19 protein-coding genes and 1 pseudogene are annotated in these 18,725 nt (G+C 62.8%); 14 read left to right on the forward strand and 6 right to left on the reverse strand.

Features of this window, described 5'->3' with window-relative positions:
- The first annotated feature begins 47 nt into the window (after positions 1 to 47).
- From PAN31117_RS19590 to PAN31117_RS19610, 5 genes are read left to right on the forward strand one after another with little or no spacing between them, the layout of a single operon-like run.
- Positions 48 to 2,198, forward strand: a complete 2,151-nt coding sequence (locus PAN31117_RS19590; RefSeq protein ID WP_246189172.1) for an FUSC family protein — start codon at positions 48 to 50, stop codon at positions 2,196 to 2,198.
- Complete coding sequence (locus PAN31117_RS19595) at positions 2,188 to 2,382, forward strand: DUF1656 domain-containing protein (RefSeq protein WP_150577906.1); 195 nt, start codon at positions 2,188 to 2,190, stop codon at positions 2,380 to 2,382. The genes PAN31117_RS19590 and PAN31117_RS19595 overlap by 11 nt, the downstream gene beginning before the upstream one ends.
- A complete protein-coding gene (locus PAN31117_RS19600; protein WP_370855774.1) occupies positions 2,375 to 3,304 on the forward strand; it encodes an HlyD family secretion protein in 930 nt (309 codons plus the stop codon). Before PAN31117_RS19595 ends, PAN31117_RS19600 begins: the two co-directional genes overlap by 8 nt.
- A gap of 4 nt (positions 3,305 to 3,308) precedes the next feature.
- Positions 3,309 to 4,844 carry an efflux transporter outer membrane subunit gene (locus tag PAN31117_RS19605; protein ID WP_246189173.1) on the forward strand — a complete coding sequence of 512 codons (1,536 nt, stop codon included), beginning with the start codon at positions 3,309 to 3,311 and terminating at the stop codon, positions 4,842 to 4,844.
- Positions 4,845 to 4,868: 24 nt separating this feature from the next.
- Positions 4,869 to 5,273 (forward strand): hypothetical protein, encoded by a 405-nt coding sequence (locus tag PAN31117_RS19610; protein WP_150739669.1) that lies wholly within the window; start codon positions 4,869 to 4,871, stop codon positions 5,271 to 5,273.
- A 27-nt stretch (positions 5,274 to 5,300) separates the two neighbouring features.
- Here PAN31117_RS19610 and PAN31117_RS19615 read toward each other — a convergent pair whose 3' ends face one another.
- Complete coding sequence (locus PAN31117_RS19615; protein WP_150739670.1) at positions 5,301 to 6,533, reverse strand: MFS transporter; 1,233 nt, start codon at positions 6,531 to 6,533, stop codon at positions 5,301 to 5,303.
- Positions 6,534 to 6,647: 114 nt separating this feature from the next.
- Between PAN31117_RS19615 and PAN31117_RS19620 the strand changes: the two genes are divergently transcribed.
- The 3 genes from PAN31117_RS19620 to PAN31117_RS19630 all read left to right on the forward strand — a co-directional run bounded on the left by PAN31117_RS19620 (position 6,648) and on the right by PAN31117_RS19630 (position 9,307).
- A complete protein-coding gene (locus PAN31117_RS19620) occupies positions 6,648 to 7,622 on the forward strand; it encodes a LysR family transcriptional regulator (RefSeq protein ID WP_150739671.1) in 975 nt (324 codons plus the stop codon).
- 91 nt (positions 7,623 to 7,713) lie between these two features.
- Positions 7,714 to 8,328, forward strand: coding sequence for an LON peptidase substrate-binding domain-containing protein (locus PAN31117_RS19625; RefSeq protein WP_150739695.1), 615 nt, complete (start codon positions 7,714 to 7,716; stop codon positions 8,326 to 8,328).
- A gap of 103 nt (positions 8,329 to 8,431) precedes the next feature.
- Positions 8,432 to 9,307 carry a ParB N-terminal domain-containing protein gene (locus PAN31117_RS19630; RefSeq protein WP_150739672.1) on the forward strand — a complete coding sequence of 292 codons (876 nt, stop codon included), beginning with the start codon at positions 8,432 to 8,434 and terminating at the stop codon, positions 9,305 to 9,307.
- Between the two features lie 74 nt (positions 9,308 to 9,381).
- Here the strand turns inward: PAN31117_RS19630 and PAN31117_RS19635 are convergent, their stop codons facing one another.
- From PAN31117_RS19635 to PAN31117_RS19655, 5 genes are all read right to left on the reverse strand, one after another.
- Positions 9,382 to 10,101 (reverse strand): ABC transporter ATP-binding protein, encoded by a 720-nt coding sequence (locus tag PAN31117_RS19635; RefSeq protein ID WP_150739673.1) that lies wholly within the window; start codon positions 10,099 to 10,101, stop codon positions 9,382 to 9,384.
- Positions 10,098 to 10,913, reverse strand: a complete 816-nt coding sequence (locus PAN31117_RS19640) for an ABC transporter ATP-binding protein (RefSeq protein ID WP_150739674.1) — start codon at positions 10,911 to 10,913, stop codon at positions 10,098 to 10,100. The genes PAN31117_RS19635 and PAN31117_RS19640 overlap by 4 nt, the downstream gene beginning before the upstream one ends.
- Positions 10,910 to 11,797 carry a branched-chain amino acid ABC transporter permease gene (locus PAN31117_RS19645; protein ID WP_150739675.1) on the reverse strand — a complete coding sequence of 296 codons (888 nt, stop codon included), beginning with the start codon at positions 11,795 to 11,797 and terminating at the stop codon, positions 10,910 to 10,912. Before PAN31117_RS19645 ends, PAN31117_RS19640 begins: the two co-directional genes overlap by 4 nt.
- Positions 11,790 to 12,683, reverse strand: coding sequence for a branched-chain amino acid ABC transporter permease (locus tag PAN31117_RS19650; protein ID WP_150739676.1), 894 nt, complete (start codon positions 12,681 to 12,683; stop codon positions 11,790 to 11,792). Before PAN31117_RS19650 ends, PAN31117_RS19645 begins: the two co-directional genes overlap by 8 nt.
- A 146-nt stretch (positions 12,684 to 12,829) precedes the next feature.
- Positions 12,830 to 13,939, reverse strand: a complete 1,110-nt coding sequence (locus PAN31117_RS19655; protein WP_150739677.1) for an ABC transporter substrate-binding protein — start codon at positions 13,937 to 13,939, stop codon at positions 12,830 to 12,832.
- A 262-nt stretch (positions 13,940 to 14,201) separates the two neighbouring features.
- Here PAN31117_RS19655 and PAN31117_RS19660 point away from each other — a divergent pair, with 262 nt between their 5' ends.
- From PAN31117_RS19660 to PAN31117_RS19685, 6 genes and pseudogenes are all read left to right on the forward strand, one after another.
- Positions 14,202 to 14,873: a GntR family transcriptional regulator gene (locus tag PAN31117_RS19660; protein ID WP_039398668.1), complete on the forward strand. Its 672-nt coding sequence runs from the start codon at positions 14,202 to 14,204 to the stop codon at positions 14,871 to 14,873.
- Between the two features lie 149 nt (positions 14,874 to 15,022).
- Entirely contained in the window at positions 15,023 to 15,577 is a 555-nt protein-coding gene (tadA, locus tag PAN31117_RS19665; protein ID WP_150739678.1) for a tRNA adenosine(34) deaminase TadA, read from the forward strand.
- The gene (ldcA, locus tag PAN31117_RS19670; RefSeq protein WP_150739679.1) at positions 15,574 to 16,506 is read left to right on the forward strand and encodes a muramoyltetrapeptide carboxypeptidase; all 933 of its coding nucleotides are present in this window, start codon (positions 15,574 to 15,576) and stop codon (positions 16,504 to 16,506) included. Before tadA ends, ldcA begins: the two co-directional genes overlap by 4 nt.
- Before the next feature lie 358 nt (positions 16,507 to 16,864).
- Positions 16,865 to 17,809 (forward strand): allantoinase PuuE, encoded by a 945-nt coding sequence (gene puuE / locus PAN31117_RS19675; RefSeq protein ID WP_150739680.1) that lies wholly within the window; start codon positions 16,865 to 16,867, stop codon positions 17,807 to 17,809.
- A 150-nt stretch (positions 17,810 to 17,959) separates the two neighbouring features.
- Positions 17,960 to 18,493 (forward strand): 2-oxo-4-hydroxy-4-carboxy-5-ureidoimidazoline decarboxylase, encoded by a 534-nt coding sequence (uraD, locus tag PAN31117_RS19680; RefSeq protein WP_246184749.1) that lies wholly within the window; start codon positions 17,960 to 17,962, stop codon positions 18,491 to 18,493.
- A gap of 56 nt (positions 18,494 to 18,549) precedes the next feature.
- Positions 18,550 to 18,725, forward strand: a pseudogene (locus PAN31117_RS19685) (allantoicase); the annotation flags it as partial.

An 18,725-nucleotide genomic window follows, 5' to 3' on the forward strand; every position in this document is an offset into this window, starting at 1 on the left:
CCCCGACCCTACAGTGATGAGCATCGTCACTGTGTTCAAGGGTCATCGTGTCATCGACACCTGTTTCGGTCACCGGGTCCGGCGCGCCTAAAGCGTCGCGGCTGAGCTGGCTGGCTGCCATCGTCTCGCGTACGGACTTCACGTCGCCGCGTGCCACCTACGTCTTTCGGTCCATCGTCGCCGCATGGCTGGCGCTGTGCGTCGCGTATCTCCTCGAACTGGAGATGCCGTTCTCGGCCGCAACGACCGTGTTACTCGTCATCAACCCCGTGCAGGGGGCCGTGATCGGCAAGGGCGCGTGGCGTGTGCTCGGCACGCTCGCGGGCATGGTCGCGTCGTTCTTGCTGATGTCTGCTTTCGGACAGATGCCGTGGCTCTTTCTCCTCGGATTCTCGGTCTGGCTGGGTCTGTGCGTGGCCGGTATGACGATGCTGAGGCACTTCCGGGCGTCGGGCGTGGTGGTCGCGGGGTACACCGTCGGCCTGGCGACGTTCGGCGCACTGCAACACCCACATCTCACGTTCGATCACGTCATCGGACGTGCCTCGACCGTGATGGTGGGTGTGGTGTGTCTGTCGCTGGTGTCTGCGCTATTCAGCGCCCGCAGCGTGCGGGGGAAGCTGGAGGGTGTGCTGACGCGACTGACCGCACAGGCTGCGGAGGTGTTGGCCGCAGTCAACGTGGCCGACGAGGCGAAATCACACGCCGTTGCCGCCGACGCCAAACGTCAGCTGATGACCGAGATCTACGGTGTGGACGATCTGCTGGCCGTCGGCAAGGCGGAGTCGGTGGACCTCGCGCATCGTGCGCATGCCGTACGGCATGCAATGGCGTCGCTCTTTGCAGCACTGGCCGGTGGCTCGCGAGAACCGCTCGGGAAAACGTTGTCGTCAATGCTCGCCGCTGCATGGCGCGAAGCTGCACAGGCCGTCGGCACCGGTTCGCAGGGACTGGAACAGGCTGCGAGCGTGATGCGAGAGGCAAAGCAGCGGCTTATCGATGCACGCGCGGGTGCTGACGCCACATCGTCGGCAACCTTCATCGCCATCGACCTGCTGATCGATCAGATCGACGATTATCTCGCCGCGCTGGATGGACTTGCATCGCTGCATCGTCCGCGACCGGCAGGCGCGAAGGCTGTCGTCAGCTTTCACAGGGATCCGCGCGCTGCGTGGCAGAACGGTCTGCGCTCAGCGCTGACGTTGTTCGCCGCAGGGGCCATCTGGATCGTCACCGGCTGGCCGCATGGCGACATGATGCTGCTGATCGTCGCGCCGTACTGTGCGCTGCTTGCCGCCGCACCGAACCCGGCTGCCGGTGCGTGGCAGTTCATCAAAGGGTCGGTGATTGCGGTGCCTGTCGCGTTCGTGTGCGCCTTCGGCGTGCTGCCGCAAATCAATGGACTGCCGTTGCTGCTCGTCGTGCTGGCGTTGTTTTGGCTGCCGGGGATTTACGCAACGACGTTGCCGCAGCATGGCCTGGCGGCGCTGGCGTACCTCGTCGGTTTCAATACGCTCACAGCGGCCGACAACCCCATGCAGTACAACCTGCCGCTGTTTCTCAACTGGTCGGTCGCATGGATCGTGGGGACGCTCGTTGCGTGGATGGGATTCCGCTTGCTGCTGCCTCGGGTATTGCCTCGAGACGTCGCGCGGCTGCGGATGCGGATTCGCGACGAAGCCTTGCGTACGTTTCGTTCACCTACGCCGTCTGCGTCTTTCCGCAGCTTGCTAACGGCGTCCCGCGTATGGAGATGGCGTCAGCAACACCGCATCGCATCGTTGGGCGCGCTCCGCAAGTCGCAGCCGGACGCCATGCATCGCGACATCGCCGACGCACTTGCCGGTCTCCATCTTGGGCGAGAAGTGTGGCGGGTGCGGGTGTGGATGGCCGGAGAGCGTCGTCATACCCAGTTCGCGGAGGCAAGGCGAGTCGTTGCCGTCGTACTTGACCGGATGCAACGCCGCTTACTGGCGCGTCACCCCAAACCCGTGCTCGCAGCGCGCCATGCACGCAATGCGGTGCGACGGCTGGCGCGAATTGAGGCGGCGTTACCCACTTCACCCGTCTCGCCGGACGAGGCTAGCCATCTCGGGCGCGTCATGGCGGCGCTCATTGACATCGCTGCGACGCTCGACGCACACGCAGGCTACTTCGGCCAACCTCAACCTCTAGCTCCGGAAACCCATGCTCAGTGAAGTTGCCGTGGCGGGCATTTATCTGCCGCCGTTCTTCGTCTACGCCTGCATTGCCTTGCCGGTGTTCCTAGGTCTTCGTTTCGTCATGACGCGCGCGGGTGTGATGCGTCGCGTCTGGCATCCGGCGCTCTTCGAGTTCGCCGTTTCTCTCTGTCTGGTTTCTCTGCTGGTGATTTATGTCTGATCGAATGATGTGGTTGCGTCCCGCTGCAAGGGCGGCGGGTACGTTGGTAGCGGTAGCTCTCGCGGTGGCGCTGGTTGCGGCGCTCTGGCGGGCGTATGTCGTCGCGCCCTGGACGCGCGACGGTCGCGTCAGTGCGGAGGTTGTGCATATCGCCCCTGAAGTGTCGGGGACGGTGCTTGACGTGGCGGTGGTCGACAATCAGCTCGTCAAGCGCGGCGAGTTGCTGTATCGAATCGACCCCGAGCGTTTCCGTTATGCCGTGGCGCAGGCCGAAGCGCAGTTGAGTGCGGCGACGGCCGTCATGCAGCAAAAGATGCAGGACGCGAAGCGTCGGCGCGGCATGGACGATCTTGTGCCCGGTGAGGACATTCAACGCGCGAATCACGCAGTCACTGTCGCGCAAGCCGAGCAACGTCGCGCGCAGGTCGCACTCGACGTAGCCCGCCTTGATCTGACGCGCACCGAATTGCGGGCCCCCGCAGATGGGTACATCACCCATTTGCGGCTGCGTCCGGGCGACTACGCGGTGGCAGGACGGGGTAACGTCGCACTGATCGACGCGCACAGCTTTTGGGTCACGGGCTACTTCGAGGAGACCAAGCTGCATGGCATCCGCACCGGTGCGCCAGCGCGTATCCGATTGATGGGGTTCGACGAGATGCTGGACGGCCATGTCGCGGGTATCGGCCGTGGTATCACCGACGCCAACGAGCACGCCGACGCACAGGGGCTGCCAAGCGTCGAAGCGAGCTTCAGTTGGGTGCGTCTGGCGCAGCGCATCCCGGTGCGCATCGCCATCGACCACGTGCCTGGCGGGGTGGTGCTGGCTGCGGGCATGACGTGCAGCGTAGACGTCGGTCGGCCCGAGGCCACAGGCGTGCCGAAGGGGCATCTCGCCAGCCTGCTGATGCGTTGGATGTGACGTCATGAAGCTCGCATTGAAATGGCCGGGTGCGTTCGTGGCCTTACCGGCGTCAGATGTTTCTCGCAAGGTGTTTAGCCATGCGTTTCGTCGAGCGTTTTCGATGGGCGGGATGAGCCTGCTGCTGACCACCGCAGCCTGCACGACGATCGGTCCCGACTACCACACGCCCCAGACCGACGTGCCTGCTCAGTGGCATGAGACGCGAGATGCGGTCGATACGTTGGGCACGTCCGATGCTTCGCGGCTGCGCGAGTGGTGGCGGTCGTTCGGCGATCCGATACTCGACCAACTCGTTGACACGGCGCTTAAAAACAACCGCGATCTCGGTATTGCCCAGGCGCATCTCGTGCAGGCACGCGCGCAGCGGATGCAGATCGCGTCGGGACTGGGGCCGACAGTCTCGGCTGGCGGGACGGCGCAGGCGTTGCGCTCCAGCAAGCGTCTGGACTGGCCACCGGGCATCGGGCAGTCGCGTACATGGCAATTGGGATTCGACGCAAGCTGGGAACTCGACGTTTTCGGCGGTACGCGAAGGGCGGTGGAATCGGCTGACGCGCATGTCGAAGCAGTGGCGTTCGACCGGGAGGCTGTGCGCGTGAGCCTGCTAGCCGAGCTGGCTGCCGACTACGCGATGTTGCGGACTACGCAGGCGAGGTTGTCCATCGCGCAGGAGAACATCCGTACGCTGTTCGAGGGGGAGCGTCTGGCGCAACGCGCCTTCGCGCAAGGTCTCGGAACCTCCGCCGAAGTCGCTCAGGCCCGCGCGGAGCGTGAGCTCGCACAGGCGGAGCCGCCGCGATTGCAGGCGGACATCGAACGTTTGAGTCACGCAATCGGCGTACTCGCAGGCGGATTTCCTGCGCAATGGCGCGATACGCTGGCGGCGCCCGCTGCCGTATTGCCGGTCATGCCAGCGCTACCGCTGTCGTTACCGTCCGACGTCATTCGAGAGCGTCCCGACATCCGCGCGGCTGAGCGTCGGCTTGCTGCCGCTACGGCACAGATCGGTGTGGCGCAGGCCGAGCGCTTCCCGCGCTTCAGCATCCCGTTGAGTCTGGGCACGACGGCGAGTCTGATCCACGACTTGTTTTCCAGCGCGAGCGTCGCGTGGTCCGCTGCGTTGGTCGGCAGCCAGACGCTCTACGATGGCGGCCGGTCGCGCGCCGGTGTCACGGTCGCGCAGGCCGCCACCGATGCGGCGCGGCTTGCGTATGACCGGGATGTCCGGCTCGCGCTTCGCGACGTGGAAGACGCGCTCACCGGCCTGCATGGTGAGCGTGCGCGGCAAGTCGCGCTGCATTCGGCGGTCGACGACAGCCAGCAGGCGTTGGTCCGCACGACGCGCCTTTACCAACGCGGCTTGAGTCCCTATCTCCCCGTGCTGGTGGCGCAACGTGCCGCCAATCGCGCACGTGACGCCCTTGCCGTCAGTCAGGGCGGTGAGGTGCTCAATGCCATCGCGCTTTACAAAGCACTGGGCGCGGGGTGGGCGCCAGACACGGCACCCATTCAACCCGCTTCCCGTGCTTCCCTTTGATTTCATCGCTTAGGAGCGAACCTCATGACACTCGATCCCCATCTGTTTTCGATCCACGACATCCGCGAACTGCCGTTCGTCGTCTTCAATCAGGAGGCCGCCGAGCCTGGCTATGCGCGTGACTGGGAGGCTGAGATGACGGCACTGCTAAAGCACGGCAAGCCGTTCGTGGTCGTCTATGACCAACTCACGCGCGACGAGACCCACGAAGACCGCAAGCAACGCGCCATCTGGCTCAAGCAACACAAGGCGGCCCTGGCCGAGGTGTGCAAAGCGCTGGTGAGCATCGAGCCGAACGAAACGCGACGTGCGGCCGTCCGTGCGATGGGGGAGACGGCGGTGAAGGCCTTCGGCATCCCGCACGAAGCGGTCGCTACGCGTGACGAGGCGATGGCCCTCGCACAGCGCTTGACGGCTTGCGCTAGCTGAGGCGGGCCCTTGCTGCGTGGTTGCAGACTAGTGCGGCGTGCGTGTCGCAAACCCGTGGCGTCGTGCGGCGAACGCGACGACCCACGCAGCGAGGGCAAGCGTCACGAGGACATGCGGCAGTGCTGCGGCACCCCACGTCGACAGCACGGCACCACCCAGCACGCCGCTGGCAGCGAATGAGAGATTGAAGACGGTCACGAGCATCGACTGCGCTACGTTCTCGTGCTTGCCTGCGGCGTTGCCTAACGCGGTCTGCAAGATCGTCGGTGCACCGCTGAAGCTCAGTCCCCAGAGCACCGCACCCGCCATCAGCACGGGCCACGACGTCGGCCAGACGCCAAAGGCGACGATTACGACGACGAACGTTGCCAGTGCCGTCAACACGAGTCGGCGCAGCCAGCGGTCCACCCACAGGCCAACGCCCCAGAGCCCGACGAGCGTGAAGATGCCGAAGAGCGAGAGCATCGTCGCGAGCCGTTCGCTCATGCCGGACGACGCAAGAAAGGGCGCGATGTACGTGTAGAGCGTGTAATGCGCGATGACCCACAGCATGACCACCGCAAGCACCGGACGCACACCCGGCAAACGCAATACGTCTATCACGGAGGCGCGGGCTGCGGGGGCGCTGGTCGCGTCTACATCAGTCACCTCCGGCACGATCAGCAACATCCATCCGACGAGGATCAGGGCGCACGTCGACAAGCCGCCGAAGACCCAGCGCCAGCCGATCAGGTGGCCGAGGGTCGTGGCGGCGGGAACACCGACAGCCAGCGCCAGCGGAATGCCGAGCATGGCGAATGCGAGCGCGCGGCCTTGTCGTGACGGACTTACGAGCCGTCGTGCGTATGTGGCGATTTCGCTCCATGCAAGCCCCGTCGCAAGTCCGACGACGAAGCGTGCCGCGAGCGTTAGCACATAGTTCGACGAGAACGCCGTGACGGCGTTGCACACGGCGAAGCCGAGCAGGGCGACAACGAGGACTGTGCGACGCGACCAGCGGTGCATCAGCACGGTGAGCGGCACGGCACCGAGGCCTGCGCCCAACGCGCACAGCGTCACCATTTGACCGGCCCACGATTCGGAAATGCGAAAGCTGTCCGCCAGTTGCGGCAGCAATCCAGCGGGGACGGTTTCGTTCGCGGCGGCGACAAAGGTCGCGAGCATCAGCGCGGTGAGCGATGCCCATACGGTGGCGTCGCTACGATGCTTGTGGGAGGTCGAAGGGGATGACGGAGGGAGGGCTGGCGAGGAAGCGGACATGGTTGGGCGTCGAGCGTGAGTGTCCCCGACGGGACGATGTGACGTAGTCTGCCAATGCTCGTTGCATTTGATAATCTGTCGTAAATTTGAATGACTTTCAAAACCAGATAGAAAATGGCGACGGACAAACTGGGCGACATGCGCCTGTTCACCACGGCAGCGACGCTGGGCAGCCTTTCGGCGGCCGGACGCAAGCTGGGACTGTCGCCTGCGGCGGCGAGTGCGCGGCTGGCGAAGCTGGAGGCGTCGTTGCAGACCCGTCTTTTCGTTCGCACGACGCGTCAGTTGCGGCTTACGGAGGAGGGGCGCGTCTACCTGTCGCACTGCCTTGTAGCGTTGCAGGCCATCGACGATGGCGAAGCGGCGCTGCAGGCGGGGTGCGAGGCGATTCGAGGGAAGATCAGGCTGTCCGCGTCGACCGATTTCGGTACCCATAAGCTCTCGCCGTGGCTGGATGCGTTCGTCGAGCGTTACCCGGACATTCGGCTATCGCTGACGCTGACCGACTCGATCTCCAATCTCGTGCAGGACGATGTGGATATCGCCATTCGCTTCAGTGAGCCGGAGGACGGCACGCTGGTGGCGCGTCGTCTCGCGCCGATGTGCCGCGTGCTGTGTGCATCGCCCGACTATCTGGCGCGCAACGGCGAGCCGGAAACCCCGGATGCGCTGGGGGCGCATCAGTTCATCGTGCTCGTTACTTCCTCCGGGCCACTCAACGAATTCCATTTCAAAAAGGAAGAGGCGACGTGGCAGTTCTCCGTGCCGATGGCACAGGCGTGGGAGACGAACGACGGCACGATTGCGCGTCGGTGGGCGCTCGACGGCCGGGGCATCGTTCGCAAGACGTTGTGGGACGCTGCCGACGACGTCCGCGCCGGGCGGCTGAAGATATTGCTGCCGACATTCACTGCGCAGGAGGCCGGTGTCTATGCGGTGCGGCATCGTACGCGTTACATGGTGCCGCGCGTGCGCGCCTTGCTCGACTTCCTGATCGAGCGTTTCGCGCAGGAGTCGGCCACGTTGCCGGATGTCTGTCTGGTGCGCCATGGCGGCGAGACGGGCATTGTGCCGTCCGTGACGCAGTAGGCGTTCGCGACGCGGAGTCGGAGATGCCAGGAGTGTCGGGACGGCGCGTGACATGACACTTGCAGAGGACAACTTCATGTCATCATATGGCATGGCACAGATTCCGCTCTTCCCGCTCGGCAACGCCTTGTTCCCTTCCGGGGTGTTGCATTTGCGCATCTTCGAGGTGCGCTACCTCGACATGATCAAGCGATGTCTGGCGGACGGCACCGAGTTCGGTGTCGTAGTGCTTCGACAGGGCAGCGAGGTCAGGCTGCCCGACAGCGTCGAGGAGCCCGCGATGATCGGCACCATGGCGCGTATCGACGACTGGCGCGCGCCCATGCCGGCGTTGCTCGAACTGGTGTGCAGGGGCACGACCAAGTTCCGGCTGTCGTCTGTCGAGCTGGGCAAGTATGGGTTGTGGATGGGCGAGGCGGAAATGTTGCCTGCCGACGACAGTGTCGCTATCCCCGACACGCTGCAGGTCAGCGCGGACACCCTGGGCAAGCTGATTGCCGGGTTGCAGCGCGATCCCGCCCGCGCGGCTAAGCTGCCGCTGGCGCCGCCGTACCGTCTCGACGAATGCGGCTGGGTGGCTGACCGTTGGGCCGAACTGCTGCCATTGCCCGCGCATGAGAAGGAGACGCTGCTGGGCATTGCCGATCCGGTGGCGCGTCTGGCCCGGATTCAGGCATTTCTGACGGACCACGGCGTGCTGTCCTGAGCGCGCCGGGCGATTTCGTCAATCCCGGCCGGACAGGCGATAATGTCGCCTGCCCAGATTTTCCATGCCGTTGCCTTGGGCGACGGCATCGTTACACACACCCATGACAGTCCAGATTAACCAAGAACTCAAGGCGTACATCGATCCGCTCACGCCTGACGAATACGCGGCCCTCGAACAGAGTCTGCTTGCCGAAGGTTGCCGCGACGCGCTTGTCCTGTGGGGCGACGTGCTGGTCGACGGCCACAATCGCTACGAGATCTGCCGCAAGCATGACATCGAATTCCGAACCGTCCAGAATTCGACGTTCCAGTCGATGGACGACGTGCATCTGTGGATGATCGACAACCATCTGGGGCGTCGCAGCGTTTCCGATTACCAGCGCGGTGTGCTGGCCCTGCGCAAGAAGACGATTCTTGAGGGACGAGATACCCCGGACGCACCGGCAGCGGCGTCTGAGCCGACGGCATCTGCGGCGGGCGACGCATCGGCACCGGAAGCGGAAGGATCGAAGTCGTCTATCCCGGCGCACACCATGGCGCTCACGCGTGCAGCGCTGGCACGCGCGGCACGTCTGTCGAGCAATACGCTCGGGCAAATCGAGCAGATCCACAATGCGGCGGCACCGGAGCTGGTGGACGCGGTCAAGCGTGGTGAAGTGTCGATCAATGCGGCGGCGGCGGTGTCGACCTTGCCGCAGGCGGCGCAGGTTGCCGCGGTGGTGGCGGGCAAGCAGGAGTTGCGCGAGCTTGCGCGCTCTGTGCGTGAGGCGCGTCCGGTCAAGCCGCGCAAAAAGAAAGAGGAAGAGATCGTCGAAGACGACGACGGCGCACCGCCGTGGGACACGAGCGCCGATCCGTCCGACGAGTTGACGCGGCTGTCGAAGGAGCTCAAGGCGATGACGGCCGAGCGCGATGCGCTCAAGAAAAAGGTTGCCCATCTCACCATCGCGCTGGCCGAAGCGCGCGCGGGCAAGTAACTTCGGGCGGCTGATAAACATCGACGTCCGGCAACGCAACGCACGTCTCGCTGTGCGTTGCGTTGCCCGCCGTGTCAGGCAGCGCGTCCTCCCAGGTACAACTCGCGGACCTGTTCATCTTCCAGCAGAGCGTTCGCTGCGCCCGTGAGCGCCACCGTTCCCATCGATAGCACATAGGCGCGATCCGAGATTCGGAGCGCTTCCATGGCGTTTTGCTCGACCATCAGAATGGTGACCTGTTCCTGGTCGCGCACTCGGACGATGGCGTCGAAGACTTCGTGCAGCACTTTGGGCGAGAGACCGGCAGATGGCTCATCGAGCAACAGCAGGCGTGGCCGTGGCATTAATGCACGCGCGAGCGCCAGGATCTGACGTTCGCCGCCGGACATCGATGCCGCCGGGGCATTGCGCTTCCGACCGAGCACGGGATAGAGCTCGCAAAGTTCATCGATGCGTCGGCTGCACTCGCTATCGCTCAGATAGTGTCCACCGACCTGAAGATTTTCGCGAATCGTCAGCGTACCGAAAACGTTATCCGTCTGTGGCACGAAGCCAACGCCGCACTGGCGGATCTTGCGATGCACGGGTAACTGCGACACGTCTGCGTCTTCCAGAACGATGCGACCCTCACGCGGCAGCACGAAGCCTGCGATGGTCTTGAGGAGCGTTGACTTGCCGCAACCGTTTGGGCCGAGCAGTGTGACGATTTCGTGCGACGCCGCATGCAGCGTCATTCCTTTGAGGATGTCGACCTCTGCGGTATATCCCGCGACGACATTGTCGATCTGAATCATGCGGACTCCGTTTCTCTCATGCGAGCGGCGGGCGTGGCCGTGTGAGCGCCACCGCCGAGGTAGGCCTGCAATACCCGTTCGTTGGACGACAGATCGTCCGGGTGGCAACTGGCGACGATGTGTCCTCGATCGAGCACGATGCAGCGCGTGCAAAGCTCCCGGATGAAGTGCATATCGTGCTCGACCACCACGAGCGTCATGCCCTGAGCGTTCAAGCGCTTAAGTGCCGCGACGATGTCTCGTCTCAGATTCGGATGCACGCCTGCCGTCGGTTCGTCCAGCATCAGCATGCGGGGCGCGCCCATCAGAGCGCAGACGATACCCAACAACTTCTTTTGACCGCCCGACAGCGCGCTGGACGGTAAGTCGCGGACATGGGTGAGCAGCAGTTCGTCGAGCAGGGCCGTTGCTCTGACGCGCGCGGCGGCTTCCGCTTCGCGAGCGCCGCGTGTGCCCAGCAGCGTCGAGAACACTCCGTGGTGCGCCGTGGCGGCGGCCATGGCGACTTCCATCACCGACATGCGTGCGGGCATGGACGGCAACTGGAACGTTCGCGCGACGCCTTGTGCCACGATGCGGTCCGCCCGAAGCGTATCGATGCGATGCGCGTCGAGTGAAATGCGCCCGGCATCGAGGCTTTCGAAGCCGGTAATCGTATTGAGCAGCGTGCTCTTTCCTGACCCGTTCGGACCCAGCAGGCCGACGATTTCGCCAGGCATGACGTCGAACGTCACATCCTGGAGGACCTTGTTGCCGCCGAATGCTTTGGCGATGCCTTGCACTTCAAGTAACGGTTTAGCGGGATGCGTCATGCCATTTTCCTCAGTTTTTCCGGCACGAGCCCTTCGCTGCGCCACATCAGGCAGGCCAGCAGGATCAGACCGATGACACCCAGTCGAAGCGCGCCGGCGCTGTCTGAGCCGAAATGCAGGTAGTCCTTGGCAAACGGGACCAGCGTGTACGCCCCTTGTACGATTGCCGTGCCTGCGAGTACGCCCCAGACGTTGCCGATGCCGCCAATCATCAGGATCGTCCACAACGCGAACGTCTCCGAGGAGAGGAGGTAGTCGGGGCCGGTGAAGCTCATAAAGTGCGCATAAAGTGATCCGGCGACGGCGGTGACGGCGGCGCTGGTCATCACGGCGCGCGATTTGAGCGAGCGCAGGTTATAGCCAAAGCAGGCGGCGAGCTTCGGCTCTTCGCGCATCACGCGCAGGGCGCGACCGAAACGGCCGTCGGCGAGGCGCTTGGTGAGCCACGTGAAGGCTGCCAGTACTGCGAGCACAAGGGCCAGGAACGCCAGCGTGTCGTAGGGGCGCGGCAGCGAATCGAAGAGCATCGGAATCGGACTGATGCCATTCGCACCCCCTGTGAGCCAACCTTCGTTGGTGGCAATGGTGCGCAGGATTTCCGCAATTGCGAGGGTTGCGATACCCCAATAGTCGGCACCGAGCTGACGGCCAAGACGTGCGATGCCCGCGCCGAGCGCGACGGCGGCAACGACGCCGATCGCCATGCCAAGGAGCGGCGATCCGCCGGCTTGCATCGTGATGGCGGTGGCGTAGGCCCCGAGTCCGGCGAACGCAATGTGACCGAAGTTGAGCAGCCCGGCGTAGCCTGCCTGAAGGTTCAGGCCGAGCGCCATAATCCCGTAAATGCCCGCCACTGTGAGCGTGGCAACAATGAACTCAAACACGGCGCACCTCGCGATCGAAAAGCCCGTAGGGCTTGAAGAGCAATGCCAGCAGCAGGATTAGAAACGCACCGGCATTGATGTAGCCCACCGGCAGGAAGGCGACGGTCTTGCCCAGCATCGGGCCGAAATTCAGGTTCGTCACCAGCGTTTCCGTTAGCGCGATAAGCACGGCGCCGGCCACTGCGCCGAGGGGATTACCCAGGCCGCCGAGAATCGCGGCGGCGAACACGGGAAGCAGCATGTCGTTGCCGAGTTGCACGTGCGCGCCGGCCGACAGCGCCAGCAGTCCGCCGCCCAGACCGGCGACTGCGCCTGATGCGAAGGTGACGCCTCGTGTGATCCACTCCGCGTTCAGGCCCGATGCGGCGGCGAGCGACGGGTTCGTGGCAAGCGCGCGCATGGCGCGTCCTGCGCGTGTGTAAAAGAGGATCAGCGCAAAGACGGCGAGCAACACCACCGTGGTCGACACCGAATACATCTGCAGTTGAGTGATGCGGGCGTCGCCGATGAGCATCGGTGGTGTGAGGGGCAGGTTGAACATTTTCGGGAACGAGCCTGCGATGCCCTGACAGAAGGCGATCACGAGCATCGAGACGGCGAGCGAGCCGATCATGGCGATGGCCGGTCCGCCGCGCAGCAGTTTGCGGAAGACGAGTCGGTGCATGACCAGCGTGAGTGCGCCGGTCAAGAGCGCAGCAAACATAAGCGAAGACCAGAGCGGCAGACCGAAAGTCGCCATCGCATAGGTCAGGTAGGCACCCGCCATCGCGTACTGGACGTGGGCGATGTTCGGAAACTTGACGAGTCCGTAGACCATGGACAGCCCGAGGGCGATCAGGGCCAGATCGGACGCGCGTAACAGCGTATCGACAAGAAGTTGGAGCATGAAATGAATTCGCAGTGAAGCGTGGGCACGGGCGGCAGTCGTTCGACGCCACCGGACACGACATCGGCAACGCCGGTTATGGCGTTGCCGATGTGCATCACGTTCAAACCGATGTGGCTAACTTGGCCAACGGGAGGAGGGGCGAGTTAGCGCGGCACCACCTTGCCGTCGTACTTCAGCTTCGCGTACGGCGGGTCGATACGTTGACGATCTGCGTCGAACGAAATCGGGCCGGTGACCCCGGCAAAGTTGTTGCCGACGTTCTTCAAGGCAGCTTGCACGGCTGCAGGCTGAGTCGACTTTGCTTTGTTGATGGCTGCAGCGGTGAGCATGACGGCGTCGTAGGCGTAGCCCGTGTACGACGTCTTCGGTGCCTGACCGTACTTCGCCTGGAATGCGTCGATGTACTGTTTGCCGACGGCCCCTTGTACCGAGCCGACTTCCATGCCGAGTTGGCCGTTGGCGATATTCGCAGGGGTATCCGAGAGGCTCATCGACAGCAAAATCGCGTACCAGGGCTTTTGACGCAAGCCGAGTTCGAACGCTTCGCGATTGAGGACGGCTGATTCCTGACCGTACGCTGTGTAGATGTAGGCGTCCGGATTGCTGCGCGACGCCTGCTGGAGTTCGCGGCGATACGTGGATTGTCCGGCGGTGTAGAGCAGTTCCGTGGCGACCTTGCCACCGAGCTTTTCGAATTCCTCGCGGAAGCCGTGCGCGACGCCCTGACCATAGGCGTTGTTGGGGGCGATCAGGGCGATATTGCGATAACCGAGATCCCATGCGTCCTTGGCGGAGAATTTGTTGCCGAGGTTCTCCAGACCGATCAGGTTGAACGATGTCGCGCCGAGATCCTTAACTTTCACGCTCGTGCTGGCGATGTTGATGTGCGTCACGCCTTCCTTCACCAGATATTGCGCCATCGGCAGCGTAATGCCGGACGAATATTCGCCGATGACCACTGGCACTTTGTCGACGGTGGCGAGTTTGCGCGCGGCATTCAGGGCGGTAGTCGGATTGCCCCCGGAGTCTTCGACGACGACGTCGAACTTCTTACCCATCACGCCACCTTGCGCGTTGACCTTTTCCACCGCTAGCGCAACGGCACGGCGAACATCTTCGCCCACAGTCGCGTTTGCGCCGGTCAGCGAGAGTACCGCTCCCATGCGGACCGTATCGTCTGCTGCGTGCACATGCGAAGCAAAGGCGAGTGCCAGTGCGGCCGGGACGATCAACTTGCGAAGTTTCAATGACATAAATTTCCCCCGAAAAAAGTCAGTTGAGCCTGCAGAAAAAAAGCGTTTGGCCGATGACCGTGCGTCCACATGTCGGCGGCGACGCTCAGGTGAGCGCCGCATGACGACCTGCGTCGTCATTCGAACTGTCTCCCCTGGTGGAACCCATTCGCACCTGTCGAAACAGGATTAATTTGGATCCAAAATAATATATTGGATCCAATGCTAGACGATTGGATCCAGAATCGCAATATGGGTAAAAAATATGCTCTAATCGCGCCATATGCGAACCCCCGGACCCCAAGCACTTCATCAGGCCATCCGCGACACGCTTCGAGACGAGATCTTGAGTGGCGTGCTCCCGGGTGGATTTCAACTGCGTCAGGAAGCGCTCGCCGAGCGTTTTCGGTCAAGCCGGGTGCCTGTGCGCGAAGCACTGCGGCAGCTCGAAGCGGAGGGATTGGTCACGCACCATCTGAACCGTGGCGCGACGGTTGCGAGCATGAATCTCGAGCAGCTTATGGAGATGCTCGATATTCGCGTGGCGCTCGAATGCCACGCCGCCAAGCTGGCGGTGCCGAATATGGCGGAGCGTGATTTCCAGTTGATGGAGCAGATCCTGGCCGAGTATTCGGCCTCCGAGGTCGTCTCCGAATGGGCGGAATACAACCGCCGTTTCCATCTGGCGCTTTCGGCTCCGGCGAACAATCGCCGTTTGCGGATCCTGATCGAAGAGTATTGCCTGAATACCGATCGATATTCGCATCTGGCAATGTCGCAGGCGACGGGCAAAGAAAAGCCACAGCACGATCATTACGAGATTCTTGCGGCCTGTCGTCGACGTGATGTGGCGGCCGTCGTATCGATGCTTGAGGCGCACATTCTTACCACGCGCAACGAGATCAAGGCGCTTGCCCGCGAAGATCTCAGCTTCCTGTCGCGCGCGTCGTTCTGACGTCGCGAGGCGACCTGGCCGTTACAGCAAGTGGGTGAATTGGCTGCAAGGGGCTGTGCGAGAATAGCGCATTGCCGCTTGCGGCCAACTGCGCTGGCATTGGCGAACCGCTGTGGCTATTTGCACTTCCGTAACTTTCAAAACGTTTCATGAACCGAGATTTACCCGCGACCGACGAGACCTACATGGGACTGGCGCTTGCTCAGGCCCGCGCCGCGATGGCGCAGGGAGAGGTGCCGGTGGGTGCCGTGGTCGTCTGTGGCGGGCAGGTGGTCGCCGTCGGGCACAACTGTCCGGTGGGCGGTCACGATCCGTCGGCCCATGCCGAGATGCAAGCTTTGCGTGCTGCGGCGCAGGCGCTGGGCAACTACCGTCTTCCCGAATGCGAGTTGTATGTGACGCTTGAGCCGTGCGTCATGTGTGCGGGCGCGATCATGCACGCGCGTATCAAGCGGGTCGTGTTCGGTGCCTCCGACCCCAAGACGGGGGCGTGCGGCAGTGTCGTCGACCTGTTCGCGGAGCCGCGTCTTAATCATCATGCCGACGTTGTCGGTGGCGTCATGCGCGACGAGTGCGTGGGCATATTGCAAACGTTTTTCAGCGAACGTCGTGCGGCAGCGAGAGCGCGGCGTCTGGCTCAGTCTTCGTCGGCGGCCGACGTGGCCGACGATGCTTCCGTTCCCCCATCGGAAACTTCCAAGTGACGCAGACTCGTCTTATCGAACTGATTGCACCGTCCGGGTATGCCCCGGATTCCGACGTTGCGACGCGCGGTATTGCGGCGCTGGAGCAACTCGGCTACACCGTCGGGAATCGCGATGTCACATCGCGGCGTTTCCTGCGTTTTGCGGGCACCGACGCCGAGCGCGTCGCGGAGATCAACGATCTTGCGCGTCGTGATCATCCGCTGCCGGACATCGTGCTCGCGATGCGCGGGGGATACGGCGCGGTGCATCTGCTCGACCAGTTGGACTACAAGGCGTTGCATGACCGGCTGTGCGGCGAGCGCGTCGCGATCGTCGGGCACAGCGATTTCACGGCATTGCAACTGGCGTTGTTGTCACAATCGCATGTGACGACGTTTGCGGGCCCGATGCTACTGGCCGACTTCGGAGCAGAGACGCTGAGCGAGTTCACCGTATCCCAGTTCCAGTCGGTGTTGCAGTCCGAGTCGCACGTCGTCCAGTGGGCAGGGGACGGGGCGGGGGGCGACATCGATGTATCGGGTATGTTGTGGGGCGGTAATCTGGCGATGGTGTGCAGCCTGATCGGCACGAGATACCTGCCGCAGATCGACGGTGGCGTGTTGTTCGTGGAGGATGTGAACGAACCGCCGTACCGCGTCGAGCGCATGTTGTACCAGTTGCATCAGTCGGGCGTTCTGGCGCGTCAGCGTGCGTTGGTGATGGGCGACTTTTCGCAATATCGTCTGACCGACTACGACAATGGCTACGACATGGCGACCATGGTGGAGAGCATGCGCCGGGTCATCGGCATCCCGATCGTCACCGGCATGCCTTTCGGTCATTGCCCCGATAAACTCACCTTGCCGGTGGGCGGACAGGCCAAATTGTCGACGTCGGGTGCGCAGGTCACGCTCACGCTTACGGGATATCCCTATATCGCCGGGTGATGCACGAATGCCGGGTGCGCGGGCATCCGAAAATGTAGGAATCGCGAGAAACATCAGCACGCCGGGAGGACTTCGTCGCCCGGCGTGCTTTTTTATTGTCCGTAAGAATGTCGTGGTTTTGCTGACGTTGAGGGTAATTTGGTGGGTGTTTGAATGCAATTGTGGCGTAGGGCGTTAGCGGGAGAATCAGTGCTGTGTGCGCTTTCGGTAGGGCGATCCGGCACGTCGGGGGGCATTACGGGGTGGGCGACTATATGTTTAAGCGCAGCCTGAATATCTGAATATGGCTATGTTTCGTGCGGATGTATTTGGCTAAACTTCTTCGATCGTTCCGCCATCAGAAGGATGCCAAGACATCATGGCCAGCAGCAACGCGAATTCCAAGGATTATCCCCGCGACCTTATCGGCTACGGCCGTCATGTACCGTTTGCCGATTGGCCGGGACGTGCGCGCATTGCCGTGCAGTTCGTGTTGAATTACGAAGAGGGCGGCGAGAACTGTGTATTGCACGGTGACAAGGCGTCCGAGCAGTTCCTGTCCGAGATCATTGGCGCGGCCGCTTACGAGGCCCGTCACATGAGCATGGAATCCATCTACGAGTACGGTTCGCGCGCCGGTGTGTGGCGCATCTTGCGCGAGTTCGAGCGTCGGGGCTTGCCGCTGACCGTGTTTGGCGTGGCGATGGCCATGCAGCGTCACCCGGAGGTGACTGCCGCATTCCAGGAGCTTGGGCACGAGATTGCGTGCCACGGCTGGCGCTGGATTCATTATCAGAACATGGACGAGGCGACCGAGCGCGAGCACATGCGTATTGCCATCGACATCTTCAAGGAAATGACGGGCAGCGCGCCGTTGGGTTGGTACACCGGCCGCGACAGTCCGAATACTCGCCGTCTCGTTGTCGAGCAAGGTGGTTTCGTGTACGACTCCGACAACTACGGCGACGACCTGCCGTTTTGGACGCAGGTGCAGACGAGCAGTGGCGACGTCAAGCCGCACCTTGTGGTGCCGTACACGCTCGACTCTAACGACATGCGCTTTGCTGCGCCGCAGGGCTTCAACACGGCCGACCACTTCTTCCATTATCTGCGCGACGCGTTTGACGTCTTGTACGCCGAGGGTGACGAAGCGCCGAAGATGCTGTCGATCGGCATGCACTGCCGGTTGCTGGGCCGTCCGGGCCGTTTCGCAGCGTTGCAGCGATTTCTCGATCACATCGAAAAGCACGATCGCGTGTGGGTATGCCGTCGTATCGATGTGGCGCGCCACTGGCAGGAACGCCATCCGTTCGTTGCGGCGTGAGCGGGCGATTGAATCGTATATCAGGTCGTTGATAGGGCGGTCATGTCCAGTGGGACGTGACGCCGACATCGAATTCGAATCCGACAGGCGTCATCGGGCTGCGCGAGGAGTGCGGCGGGGCGCCACCTTTGTTCTCCAGGAGAGCAGTTAATGAACGCCCCGTTGCCTATGACCCAACGTACCGTTGCCGAGCTGTCGGCGCTGCCGCGCGCCGAGTTCATTGCCGCGCTCGACGGCATTTTTGAGCATTCCCCTTGGGTGGCCGAAGCGGCATGGGAAGATCGCCCGTTCGCAACCGTTAATGCACTGCATGACGCCATGTGCCAGGCCGTGATCGATGCGGGTGAGACGCCGCAACTCGACCTCATCCGTGCCCACCCGGAGCTGGCTGGCAAAGCGGCCGTGCGTGGCGAACTGACTGCCGAATCGACGCGTGAGCAGGCAGGTGCCGGACTGGATCAGTGCAGTGCAGAGGAGTTTGCACGACTGACAGAGTTGAACGACGCTTACAAGGTCAAATTCGGCTTCCCGTATATTCTGGCCGTGCGTGGCCATACCCGCAGCAGCATCATCGAGAACTTCGCGACGCGTCTGGAGAACAGCCGCGCGGACGAAATCGAAGAATGCCTGCGCCAGATTTTCCGTATCGCCGGTTTCCGGCTGCAAGACCTCGTGCGCGACTGAGCGTACGACACGTCATATCTCAAGTTTCAGACATTACCGAGCATCAAGGAGTTGGCATGGCCCTCGTCCCGCAAGACCCGAACGCACCGGACTTCGTGCGCCGTTATGTAAATCTGGCCGACCCTCGTCTGGGTGCTGAAGCGCTCGTCGCCACCGACGAATTCTTCGCGGCCAAAGAGCGCATGCTCAACCCGGAGCCGGCCGTCTTCATTCCGGGCAAGTACGACGAGAA

The sequence above is a fragment of the Pandoraea anapnoica genome (assembly GCF_902459765.1).
In the GTDB taxonomy this organism is placed as follows: domain Bacteria; phylum Pseudomonadota; class Gammaproteobacteria; order Burkholderiales; family Burkholderiaceae; genus Pandoraea; species Pandoraea anapnoica.